This is a genomic window from Pseudomonas sp. GZD-222, from assembly GCF_049310525.1.
In the GTDB taxonomy this organism is placed as follows: domain Bacteria; phylum Pseudomonadota; class Gammaproteobacteria; order Pseudomonadales; family Pseudomonadaceae; genus Aquipseudomonas.
This window is the reverse complement of the sequence record NZ_JBMOWO010000080.1, coordinates 100,065-112,182: the sequence shown is the minus strand read 5'-3', so window position 1 is coordinate 112,182 and position 12,118 is coordinate 100,065. Positions and strand designations below refer to the sequence as shown.

Sequence of the window (12,118 nt, the reverse complement as noted above, 5' to 3'; positions counted from 1 at the left end):
GAGCACGTCCGAACGACGTGCTCGTCGAGGCGCTGCGGCAACCCTCAGCTTATTTCGTAATGGTTTGGCGAACGAAAGGTGTGCAAATGAAGACGACCAGCGCAGCTAAGAAACAGCCTAAACCTCCTCCTAATGCCGTATTTACTACGGTGCCAAGCAAATCTACGGCACTGTCAGAAGTCTTGACCTTGTGCTGTGCTATAAAGCAATCGGCTTCCAGGACCCCAAGAAACTTGCAATCCGTTTGCTGCAGCGGTCGGTGGGTGGTCGCCTCAATCTTGAATTTGCTGGTGTAGGCATCTAGCTCTTTTTCGTAAAGCGTCAGCGAGGTTTGCGACATGCCGACTAGCGCGAGGCCGATCATCACGGTGCCTGCCTTAAACAGAGCGGAGTAGGTTTTCTGGTTGAAGATCGTTTCAACGATGCGCTTTTCCACGCCGCTTGATTCGGCAATAGGCAGGGGCGTGGGTGGAGTCACGGTGATTGGCGTTCCTTGCAGATACCTCTCGATTACATTGATTAACTCCTCGTGTATCGCTGCCCTGTTGCGCACACGCAGCGCATCTTTCACAGCAAAAACGATCGTTAGGCCCGCGATGGTAAGCAGCATCAAGCTGTCTTTGGAGGCAAGTAGCTTGATGTTACCAGTGGACATATTGCTCCAATCGAATATGTCGGTCGTTTTAGTCAAACCGAAGGCAGTGATGAGCGTGACAAGAGCTAAAAGGAAATTTCCTCGTTCGGTCAGCTTGGCGTTTATGTTTTTAAGAATCAGCTGGTAGGTTTTCAGCTCCGCCTCGGTTTTGGGGTGTCGGCAAATGATGTCGGACAGTGTTTGAGCGCCAAGATCGAGCAGACGGCTTTCCTTGGTGGTCAGTTCATCCCAGTATTTCTCAGCATTCAACAAGCGTGAAATAAATCCGCGCAAAGTGAAATGGTTTCGCATAGTTGTAGCTTCGCGTTCTTTGACATAGGTATTTTTCAGCGTGTGCAGCACATCCATACTCAATCTCGCGTGGGGAGTTATCGTGGTTGGATTTACGCACTAATGGCTTGGTGATATCAACCTGAGAAGCGAACGGTGCAGCCGGTGGCATTCATGTGATCGGCTGCAAGGGGACCAGTAAAATTTCTCGACGATCCATGCAGCGACCGTCAGTGCGAAAGCCAGCGCCTGTGGGTTCGTACTGTGCAACGCAGCATACGCACCTTCAGCTGAGCCGCGCTCTACAAGAAATTAGCGAAGTCGCTACAGAGTTGAACCAGTGCGCTTGCGTGAGCGGCAGCAGAGAAAGTCCATGGAACAGCTCACGCGTCGTGCGAAGTGGCAATCATGTCACTTCGCAGCTGACTTCTTCTGACGGATCTTGTTGTCGCGCTCAATATCCAGTTGGTACAAGATTCGGTCAGCCAGGCGAAATGGCAGCTTTTCGGAAACGACCTCATGCATGGCGTCCAGGTAGTCGAAATAGATCGCTGACGACTTCTCAACGTAGGCGCTGAGCCTTGTCTTTACGACGGGCTTATCTGGGTAGCTTTTGAGATTAGGGCAGAGCATCCGAAAGGCACGCTCATCAATGATCTGGAACACATCGGGGTTCACAAATCGAAGGATGGTGGACGCCATGGGCAGGCGGATCCCTGAGGATACGAGTAGCTTGCCGAGCACGTCCTTGGCTTCCCTGTGCTGCTTCGCTTTGAGGCGGCCTACAGCCTTGAGTTCTTCCAGCAGTGAGGTATCGAGCTGCGGATAGCGATCCAGTTTCCATAACACGATTTCCAGCAGCGTCTGCTCGGTCAACTGCGTCGCGTCAAGGCCATCGAGCTTTTTTGTGAGCTCAGGCTGGTAATCATACTGATCCATGAGCACGCTGGGATCGTCGCCCCAAACGTCCTGGTGTTGCTTGATGAAGTCTTCCATGCCATGCCCCATGCGTGTGCTGTTGAGCTCAACAGCCGAATACCCAGTATATTGATGGCCTTCTGCTTTTTCGATAGCCTGGGTTTCATAGCGCGGGTATTGGATCTCGAGGTCTGGGGCAGGGCGCACGTGCGCAAACCATGGAAGGATGGGTCAGTCAGGATCATGCCAGCATGTATCGGTCAGGCGTCCTATCAGATACTCCTCGAAGCCTTGAACGAGAAACCTCGCAGAGACGTGAGGTTCCACGATCACGGCTGGCATATCGAACTGAGTTCCAGGTTATGGAGCCATGTGGTCAGAAGCCTTCAGCGGCGGCTGGTTGCGCAAGAGCAGGGCACGGAAACGCTCGAAGAGGATCTCCTCGCTCACGATATTGGCATTGGCTCAAACGAGGCAGGTCATCGTCCTGTCTCATCGGCTGTCCGAGCTCTGGCTCAGGGTATCTGCAGTGAGCTCCGTAAGCTTGTGGAGCGATCAGTTGAGAAGGATCTGCTCAACAAGATAGTGCTCCGGCATCGCCGCGGCATCCAGACGGATGACCGACTTAGGGCAATCCAGGGCATCGGTTTGGAAGACTGTCGCTTGATCCATGAGCTGATGACGAAATACAACTGCTACGAGCACAGCCAATCAACTGAAATCCCGATGCTCATCCCTGAGGCACCCGAGCCTCGTAAGGATCTGGAAGGCCTCGTTGCCTGGCGGGAGCAACTGACCAAACGGCGCAACGCGTCGGCATAGGGCTCAGTGACTCGCCATGAACACGAAGGACATGGCCCGTCGAGAGAGTGGACGCCAGAAACGGATTTGTCGAATCAGTGGCTTAGATAGCTCATGAACATCTATGACATGACCTTTCGTTTAACAAGTGGGCGATGTTGGACGTTCATAAGTCGTTCAAAGTTAATCACTCAGGGGAAGCGTGGCAATCAGATCGCCCAGTCGTCAACGAACGTTAACTGCCTGGAGATTACCTACTCAAAGCTTAAGATTTTTCTTGCATACCGCGGACGACCAGAGCGCATATAGTCGTATCTCTGAAAGAGCAATTGTAGCTTCCGCTCATACTTGCAACTTATAGAGCTACGGCCTTGATTGCCCCGAGACGGTTTCAGCCCAAGAGAAAACTATGCGCTCACTGAATGTTCTGATTCTTGAAGACAACGCTTTCCAATTGATGGCACTGCATCAGATGCTCAACAGCATTCAGGTCTTCAATGTGCTGACGGCGAGCAGTGTGGAGGGCGCCCAACAGGCGCTAGCCAATCGAGGGGGGGTAGATATCGCCATATGCGACTTGCAGATGGACGGCCCGGATGGTCTCGACATGATTCGCTTTTTGGCCAAATACCGCTTGGCTCGAGCACTGATCATCCTTAGCAGTACTGACCAAAGCATACTTGACGGTGCGGCGCATTTCGCCCGTTCACAGGGTATGCTGATGCTTGGCAGTTTGCGCAAACCCATGTCGCCCGATGCCTTGTGTCTGTTGCTGGAGACCTATCAGGATTTGGTTGCGCGAAGTATTCAATCAGTGCCACCGAAGCAGATATCACAGCAGTTTTCACTGGAAGAGCTACATCAGCTTGCTCCTGGCCAGCGCATCGGTGACACGGGGGCGTTTGAGCAATGGGTCGCCTATTACCAGCCCAAAGTCAGTCTTGAGGGGCAATTGTCAGGTGTCGAAGCGTTAGTCCGTTGGCAGCATCCGATTCATGGGATGATGTCGCCCGGTCAGTTCATGGGCGCCGTGGAGAATGCCGGGCTGATTGAGCCGTTAACCTGGCGGATGTTGGAGCTGGCGTTGACGTTGTCCGCGCGAATGCTGCGCGAGCGTGGTGCGTGTTTGCCTGTCTCGGTCAATATTCCACCATCGATGATCGAGCGAGATGATTTTGCTCGACAGGTATTGGCGCTGTTGGTGCGCTTCGGTATTCCAGCCAATATGCTCACCTTGGAGATTGTCGAAAGCCCGTCGCTGCAGGCTTCCACAACACACCTGGAGGGTCTGTTGCGCTTGCGCATGCAGGGCTGCCATCTGTCTATCGATGACTTTGGTACTGGCGCATCGAACATTCAGCGTTTGCTGCAACTGCCATTTTCCGAGCTAAAAATTCCTGCTGAGTTCGTGCGTGGGATTGGCGACGATGGACGCAAGGCATCGGTGGTGGCCGGGGCTCTGATCATGGCGCAAAGAATGGACTTGAACGTGGTGGTCGAAGGCGTGGAAACAGAATGTGATTATCGAGCCTTGCAGGCATTGGGAGAGCCGACCGTACAGGGTTACTTCATTGCGCGGCCGATGAGCGAGGCCGACCTGGTGTGCTGGATCGAGGAGCGCACCCATCATTAATCCAAGCACCACTCGTGCGGCTTAGGATTTTTCTTGCAGACACAAGCACGGCACCCTTGGAAACTGAACACATAATTCTCCTCGCTTAGAATTATAAACTTCCTCAAATGTTCAGTAGTTCAGCAGATTCTAGAGGGCTTTTATTGTGCAAAACAAAGTAATGACATTGCTTTTGTGTAATGTGTTTCTGTGTGCCGAAGTCTGGGCGACTGAGTCACAGAAAATCAATTTAGTAGAAGAGCTGGTAGTTGCACCTCCGCACAACGTTGCAGGGTACTTTGAAGATAGCGCTCGGGTTATCGATAGCGGTGGCGAGTTTTCTTGGGACCCATTGTTTTCACCTGCATTATCCCTCAATGCCTATGGGTACCGTGCTTGGGTGAGGGAGAGCTTACGCGCTCAGTGCTTGAACAGCCCTGGAGCTATCGGATGCATCTGGTCGCGTTGAGCAGTTGTACAACCATCACCTGAAGACTTTCAGAGTGAGTAAGTAATATTGGTACTCGTCAACGGTTAGTCCTCCAAGAGTGTTTAAGTTTATGAAGCCGTCGATGGTTTTTTATGTACTGGCGGGGCTGCTATGCACCTGCAGCTTGACGTTGGCGCAAGGAATTGGCCAATACACATTGTCTGCGGGGGATGTTATACGCATTGATGTTGTCGGTGAAAAAGAGCTGAGCTTCAATCAACTGCGGTTAACTGATGCGGGCGGTTTTAGCTATCCCTTTATTGGTGAACTTAATGTACAGGGCAAGACCGCCGCACAGATCGAGCAATTGATCACCGACAGGTTGCGTGGTGACTATCTGGTTGACCCGAGGGTTTCGGTCAGCGTGCCGCGTTACCGGCAGTTTTTTATCAGCGGCGAAGTACGCAGCCCAGGAGTGTATCCCTATGAACCTGGGTTGACACTCAAGCGTGCTGTCGCCCTCGCCGGTGGTCTGACCGAACGTGGCGCTGAAAGTCGAATCACCATCGTTCGAGATCAGGGCTCAATCACGCAAACGCAAAAAGGCACGTTCGACTCACCACTACTGCCGGGTGACGCCGTCACGATTGCTCGGGGTTTCTTCTAATCGATCACGGTAACGGCGTGAGTTTCAGTGCTCAGTGTTGGGCACTTTTCAGGGTACGTTTTATATGCAGGGTAACCTTATTTCACGCAAGCCGAGTCCCCACGGTGTAGAAGGGTCTGATGAGATCGACCTACTCAAACTCTGGGCGATTCTCTGGCGACGCAAGTGGGCAATTCTTGGTTTTTCGATGCTGGTCAGCCTGTTGGTGGGCCTTTTCCAATTGACGGTTCCACCGATCTATAGGGCTGAGACAACCGTTCTAATCGAGGGTAAACCTTCATCGGTTGGAACGATCGAACATGCTTACGGCAGGGATACCGCAGGCAGCGAGCACCTGCCCACCCAGCTCGAACTCTTCAAGTCCAGGGCGTTGGCCGAACGCGTGGTGCGTCAACTGAACCTGGTCGCCCATCCCGAGTTTTCCGCCAGGGAGCAGGAGGGGCCAGTTGACTTGCTGAAGAAAGTCGTCGGCGTACTCGACATTCGCCGGCATACTCCGGGCAGCACAGCGCTTGACCCAGCTACACCTGAGGCGCTAGCGGCACTTCGTTTTGATGAAGTGACCCGGGCATTTATGACCCGTATCAAGGTTATACCCCAGGGCAAAAGCACACTGGTCAAGGTGCAGGTCGAAATGGGCGACCCGCATATGGCAGCAAAAGCTGCCAATGCGTTGGCCAAAGGATTGATCGAGAGCCAAATGGAGGCGGCGGTGGAAGTCTCAGCCGGGGCAAGCACCTGGATGAATGGCCGGTTGGTGAGCCTGCGCGAGCAGCTCAAGGTTTCGGAGGAGCGCCTGCAGCGTTATCGGGAAGCGGAAAATCTGGTCGATGTCGGTGGTGTGTCGACGATCAGTGCGGCGGAGCTGGCGCGAACCGGTGACCGCTTGATCGATGCCCGGCTTCAACTTGCTGAAGCGGAAAGCCAGTATCGCCAGATCCAGCCCAATCGTGGCAACTGGGAGAAGCTGGCAGCTATTCCGGCGGTGCTTGGCCATCCACAGGTCCAGCAACTAAAGGCAGAAGAGACCAAGGCCCGGGCCAAAGTTGAGGAGCGTTCCAAGCGCTATGGCGGACAACATCCGCAGATGGAAGCAGCGCGTTCTGAGTTGAATGCGGCCTCTGCAAGCCTGCGTGGGCAGATCGTCCAGGTAGTGGCTGGGATCGAGCGTAACTACCAGCTTGCGGTTGCCAACCAGAAGTCCCTGCAAGCGTCATTCAACCGCATCAAGTCACAGCTCCAGAACATCTCGCGCAAAGAGTTCAAACTGCGTGAACTGAAGAGTGAGGTGGACGCCAACCGCTCACTGTATAACGCCTTTGGCAATCGTTTGAAAGAAACTGCGGCCACTTCCGACCTGGACATCGTCAGCGTTCGTATTGTCGACCCGGCGATCGTACCGACGATACCAGTGGGCCAACGTAAAGTCCTGGTCGTCACACTCGCTGCTATGGTTTGCCTCATCCTGGGGGCCATGCTGACACTGTTGTTCGAGGCATTGAACAACACCTTCAAAAGTGTGGATCAGGTCGAAGAGCAGTTGAACATCCCGGTACTCGGTGTTGCTCCGCGGTTATCCACAAAGCTTGGCTGCGAGTTGTGGCAACTCTACAGCCGGGACCTGGATCGGCGATTCAGCGAGTCTGTCCGGACGATGCGTACCGGTATTGTACTTAGCGGTCTCAAGCACCCGCACAAAGTGCTGCTGGTCACTTCATCCGTGCCAGGCGAGGGCAAGACCACCGTGTCGACGAGCCTCGCATGCGCCCTGGGGCAGATGGAGCGGGTATTGCTGATCGATGCAGATTTGCGCCGTCCCATGCTAGCGAAGAACTTTCAATTGCCCATCGGTACGCCCGGGTTGGCGAACTTGCTAGCCGGCACTGCAGCCCTGGACGACTGTATTCGGCAGGTTGACGGGGTGGACGTAATCGCAGCAGGCACTGTGCCACCCAACCCGCAGGAGCTGCTGGCGTCTCCCCAGTTTTCCCAGCTATTGGAACAACTGAGTGAACGCTATCAACGCATCGTCATTGATACTCCACCCTGCCTCGCCGTCAGCGATGCACTATTGATGTCGACACTGGCGGACTTTGTCGTGTATGTCATCAAGTCTGATGCGACCGCTGTGCCTCTGGTCCACAAAGGGATCGGCCAGTTGTTGCAAGGCAATGCACCGGTCAAAGGTATCGTGCTCAACCAGGTGAATGTGACGGCAGCGGGTTCCCAGAGTGGCCGTTACGACGGTTACTACGACTACTACAGCTATAGCGAAAGCCCGACTTGATGATCGACCTACATAATCATCTGCTACCAGGGCTGGATGATGGCCCTGCTGACCTTGAAGCAGCGCTGGATCTGGCGCGCATGGCGGTGGCTGACGGTATAAAAGCCATCGTCTGCACGCCTCACATGCACCCTGGACGATACGACAACAGTGCTTCAGGGATTCGAGCTGCGTGTGTCCAAATGCAAGATGCACTGTGTGAGGCCGGTATTGCCTTGCACATTGCCGCTGCCGCAGAAGTACGATTTGGCGACCACCTGCTGGCAGCAGTTGAGTCGCAATCGTTGCCCTTTATTGGCGAGTGGGAAGGTAGGCGGGTGGTTCTGATTGAATTTCCCCATGGCCAGATCCCGTATGGCGCAGAGCAACTGATCGACTGGCTGTTGGCGAATGGAATTGCTCCGATGATCGCGCACCCTGAGCGTAACAAGGCGCTAATACGAACGCCGGCGAAGCTCAGGCCGTTTGTCGCGCGAGGATGTTTGTTGCAGGTTACCGGGGCTTCTCTGACCGGGTACTTTGGCCAGCAGGTGCAGTCAGTTGCCCGGGACTTGCTGGAGCAGGGCGTCGTGCAGGTACTGGCAAGTGATGGACATAACGTGCGGCACCGTCCTGCTGTGCTCGCTCAAGCGCATCAGTGTGCGGCACAGCTTATTGGTGATCGCAGGGCCCAAGCCCTGGTGCTTGATACGCCGTGGCAAATAGCGCAGAGGCTTTTTGCATAGTCGGGCGATAAGAAGGGGCAGGCCTGCGAATGCGCAGGCTGTCCGGGTGTCCTCGCGGGGCAGGCCCGCTGCTACTGATACGTGGTTGGTGCTTTACCTTCTTGCAACAAGATCAACAGGTTTTGCATGCAGCTGGCAATTGCGTCCCCCGCCAGTTTCAGCGCATCAGTATCCACATTGTCTCGGCAGGCGATTTCCATATTGGTGCAACTGATATTGAGCGTTTCATAGTGCAGAATCAGCGCACTGCCTTTGATCTGATGGGCGAGCTTGGCCAGTCCTTTGCGGTCGCATTGATCGAGTAATTTCTGCAGTTCAAGCAGGTTGTCTGCGGTGCTACGTTCCAGCTCCGACCAGAGAGCATGCATCGCCGTTTCATCTGCGACGGTCAAGCGCATCAAGTGGGCGTGTAGCTGATCGCCTGACAATTCGCCATCATCAAACTCATCGGCATCTTCGTCGTAAAGGGCAAGCAATCGGTTATTCAAGGTGCTCAGGCTGATGGGCTTGAACAGGCAGTCATCCATTCCCGCATCCAGGCAATTTTGCCGCTCTTCAGGTACTGCGTTGGCAGTGAAGCCCAGCAGCAGGCAGCCGGGTTCGTTTCTTTGCTGTTCTTGCTGGCGTATGTTGCGTGCCAGTTCATACCCGTCCATGTTGGGCATGTTGCAGTCGGTGATAATCACGTCGAAGGGGGCTTGGTTCCATAGCTTTAATGCTTCGACTCCGTCGCAGGCTTCGCTGACCTGATGGCCCAGATAGCTCAGTTGCCGGGTAAGCAAGATGCGGTTGGCCATGTAGTCATCGACAATCAGGATGTTCAGTTGGCAGTCAGCAGGAAGCACTTCAGGCGGCTGCTGTTGCGGGGCTAACGCTTGGGCATGGAGAGCGTCCTGAAGTGGCAGGTCGATCCTGATCGTAATCAGGGTGCCCATGCCCTCCTGGCTGATCAGCTCGAGTGTGCCCCCCATCATTTCTACCAATGTTCGGCTGATTACCAGACCAAGCCCCGAGCCGTTGGTAGAAGGCTGTTGAGCGCTCTTGACCTGGGAGAAAGGCTTGAACAGGCGTTGTTGGTCGGCTACCGAAATACCAATGCCGCTGTCCTGGACCTTTACTTCCAGGCTAATTGTCCGTTCTGCGGGATGATGGGTCGCGCTTGCCGAAAGGTTGACCGAGCCTTGGGCAGTGAACTTGATTGCATTACTCAGTAGGTTCGCCAGCACTTGCTTGAAGCCCAAGGGGTCGATAAGTACAAGGTGGTCGAGCGAGGGATCGATATGGCTGACCAGCTGCAGTGATTTCTGAGTTGCCGGGCCCTCGAAAATACGCACGATCGACATCAGCAGCTCGCGCAGGTTTGCCTGCCTTGGGCTCAAGCTGAGTTGTCCGGACTCAATACGCGCGATATCAAGGATGTCGCCGATCAGATCGAGCAACCCTTGTGCGGCTTCTGCGGCGACATCAATGGCTGCCCGGTCAAATTGGCCTTGCTCAGCGGTTTTTGTCGCCATCTCCAACATCCCGATCACCGCATTCAGAGGTGTACGGATTTCATGGCTCATGGTGGCAAGGAAGGTCGTTTTCGCCCGGCTGGCGTTATCCGCGTCATTCTTGGCGGCATGCAGTTGCTGGATCAGGTCCTGGCGTTCACTGACATCGAGCCAGCCACCGATCAGCCCTTTGACGCTGCCATCGCTTGCACGATAGGGCAGCATCCAGTGATAGATCGTGAGAGTTTCAGCGGAGGGAAGGCTGAGCAGGCGATCTTCGAATTTTGGCTCGCCAGAGGCCATCACCTCAAGAAAGCTTTGGTGGTATTCAGCGGCTTCGGCAGGATCGAATAGCAGGCTTTGTTCGACGGTCGTGCCCTTGAGGGGCGCGCTGTCACTGACGTTGAAAGTATCCAGGTAGGCTTGGTTGCACAGCAACAAACGCGCATCGCGATCCCTCGCATAGATCGGGTGCGGGGTGCCGTTGAGCAACACGCGCTCGAACTCGAGTTTGTCATTGAGTGCATGCTCGGCGAGTTTGCGCTTGGACACTTCGCGCTTCAAGGAAGTGATCCACACGAAGATGCCCAGCAGAAGCAGTGCGACTGCAACCAGGCCTTGAATGATCGTGTCACGGTGTCTGGTCCAATAGCTGTCTTCGACGACAACCGCGCGGCGCCAGCGATTGGTGATCTCATCCATTTCCTCGGGTGAGATGCTCAGTAGTGACTTATTGAGTATCGACAATAGCTCGGGGGCATCTTTGCTGACAGCGAAGGCGACCTGGCCCGCTTTGGTGCCGGTGGTCGAGGCTATCTTGAGTACGTCCGGGTAGGTCCTGGCAATGATATAGCGCGCACTGATCAACGAACCAAGGGTTGCATCCGCTTTTCCTTGAGCGACCAGGGCGAATGCTTCATTCAGGTTGTTGGCGGGCACCAACTGTACGTGCGGATATTCACGTGCAAGCAGCGACAAGTTGACGTTGCCATAGACCACGGCCAGTTTCTTGCCGGCCAGGTCTTCAAGGTTATGAGGGGCGTCGGCTCTGGCGCGGGTCACGAGTACCAGCGGGGTTGCCAGGTAGGGGCGGCTGAAATTGACCAGCTTTTCCCGGTCCGGGCTTTGGGTCAGCGAAGCGACAACATCGAACTTGCCGGCGTTGAGTTCGGCAATCATTTGGTTGACCGACGATCCTCGGCCGGTTTCAAAGCGCAGGCCGGTTCTCTGGCTGATCTTGTTCAGCACATCAACCGTCAAGCCCCGGGACTGACCGTTCTCATCGACGAACGAGAAGGGCAAGTAGTCTTCGTTGAACAGGACTTTCACCTGGCCATGCTGTGTCAGCCATTCTTGTTCCTCGACACTGAACTTGATCGTGTTACGCCCCGAAATGCTGACACTGCCTGCTTGCCAGCGCTGGACAATGGCGATGCGTTCGCTGGAGGGGATCGCTTCTAGCGCCTGGTCGACCACGCGTTTGAGTTGCGGGTTTGAGCGCAGAAGCGCAAAAGAGAAATTGTTGGCTTCGAGCCGGGAGAAATCAGTCATCTGAACAGTGTTCAGGTAACTCTTGTTAATCAGGTAATTTGCAGTAACCGTATCGCCCAGGTAAACGTCAGCATCGCCGAATGCGACCGCACCGATGGCGTTGAGGATGGAGGGGTAGAGCACGATCTGCGCTTGCGGGTAAAAGTCCTGCACGGTGGCTAAAGGCAGGTAATGGTAAAGCATCGCAATTTTTTGCCGGCCAGGCTATCGTCAGTTGCGACATCATCTTCCACACGGGTGATGATGGTGGGTTGGTCGAGCATGTATGGCGCCGAGAGCATAAGCTGCGGATCCACTGCCTCAAAAGCGTTGGCCGATCCGATCAGGTCAATGTCTCGGCGCTTGAGGGCCTCGATCAATGTGCTACGGTCTGGAAAGCTGAGTATCTCGACGCGGACCTTGAGGAGCTGCCCAAGTAGCGCGGAATAGTCGGCGGTAATGCCTTCGAATTCTTTTGTGTGGGTAGTGATATCAAGGGGAGGGTAGTCAGGGTCGGATATGCCGATACGTAATGTGGCTTTTTGGGCTAACCACTGGCTGTCGCTGTTGTTGAGCGAAAATTGCTCAGGTTCAATAACCGAACGACCAATAACTTTAAGTATCACCGGGTCATTGTTTGCTGATGCATAGTTGAATACGGCGCAGGAAAAAATTAGTAGCCAAACGTACTTCATACTTTTGTCCTTGCCGATTCCTGTTACCCACGTCT

9 protein-coding genes are annotated in these 12,118 nt (G+C 54.5%); 5 read left to right on the top strand and 4 right to left on the bottom strand.

The genetic code is table 11. The annotated features are described in order from the left end of the window. Positions 1 to 49: 49 nt before the first annotated feature. Both ACO6VD_RS16020 and ACO6VD_RS16015 read right to left on the bottom strand, forming a co-directional pair. The gene (locus ACO6VD_RS16020; protein WP_422420455.1) at positions 50 to 1,003 is read right to left on the bottom strand and encodes a hypothetical protein; all 954 of its coding nucleotides are present in this window, start codon (positions 1,001 to 1,003) and stop codon (positions 50 to 52) included. Positions 1,004 to 1,336: 333 nt separating this feature from the next. Beyond that, positions 1,337 to 1,921 carry a hypothetical protein gene (locus ACO6VD_RS16015; protein ID WP_422420453.1) on the bottom strand — a complete coding sequence of 195 codons (585 nt, stop codon included), beginning with the start codon at positions 1,919 to 1,921 and terminating at the stop codon, positions 1,337 to 1,339. On the opposite strand from ACO6VD_RS16015, the gene ACO6VD_RS16010 reads away from it, so the two are divergent. From ACO6VD_RS16010 to ACO6VD_RS15990, 5 genes are all read left to right on the top strand, one after another. Then, positions 1,901 to 2,665, top strand: a complete 765-nt coding sequence (locus ACO6VD_RS16010; protein WP_422420451.1) for a hypothetical protein — start codon at positions 1,901 to 1,903, stop codon at positions 2,663 to 2,665. The genes ACO6VD_RS16015 and ACO6VD_RS16010 overlap by 21 nt on opposite strands. Positions 2,666 to 3,053: 388 nt before the next feature. Continuing rightward, entirely contained in the window at positions 3,054 to 4,277 is a 1,224-nt protein-coding gene (locus ACO6VD_RS16005; RefSeq protein ID WP_422420449.1) for an EAL domain-containing response regulator, read from the top strand. A gap of 539 nt (positions 4,278 to 4,816) precedes the next feature. Next, positions 4,817 to 5,353 carry a polysaccharide biosynthesis/export family protein gene (locus ACO6VD_RS16000; protein ID WP_422420447.1) on the top strand — a complete coding sequence of 179 codons (537 nt, stop codon included), beginning with the start codon at positions 4,817 to 4,819 and terminating at the stop codon, positions 5,351 to 5,353. Between the two features lie 64 nt (positions 5,354 to 5,417). Continuing rightward, positions 5,418 to 7,640 (top strand): GumC family protein, encoded by a 2,223-nt coding sequence (locus tag ACO6VD_RS15995; protein ID WP_422420445.1) that lies wholly within the window; start codon positions 5,418 to 5,420, stop codon positions 7,638 to 7,640. Then, complete coding sequence (locus tag ACO6VD_RS15990; RefSeq protein ID WP_422420643.1) at positions 7,640 to 8,365, top strand: tyrosine-protein phosphatase; 726 nt, start codon at positions 7,640 to 7,642, stop codon at positions 8,363 to 8,365. Before ACO6VD_RS15995 ends, ACO6VD_RS15990 begins: the two co-directional genes overlap by 1 nt. A gap of 71 nt (positions 8,366 to 8,436) precedes the next feature. Here ACO6VD_RS15990 and ACO6VD_RS15985 read toward each other — a convergent pair whose 3' ends face one another. After that, positions 8,437 to 11,592, bottom strand: coding sequence for a transporter substrate-binding domain-containing protein (locus tag ACO6VD_RS15985; RefSeq protein WP_422420443.1), 3,156 nt, complete (start codon positions 11,590 to 11,592; stop codon positions 8,437 to 8,439). Continuing rightward, positions 11,568 to 12,083, bottom strand: a complete 516-nt coding sequence (locus ACO6VD_RS15980; RefSeq protein ID WP_422420441.1) for a transporter substrate-binding domain-containing protein — start codon at positions 12,081 to 12,083, stop codon at positions 11,568 to 11,570. The genes ACO6VD_RS15985 and ACO6VD_RS15980 overlap by 25 nt, the downstream gene beginning before the upstream one ends. Positions 12,084 to 12,118 lie beyond the last annotated feature (35 nt).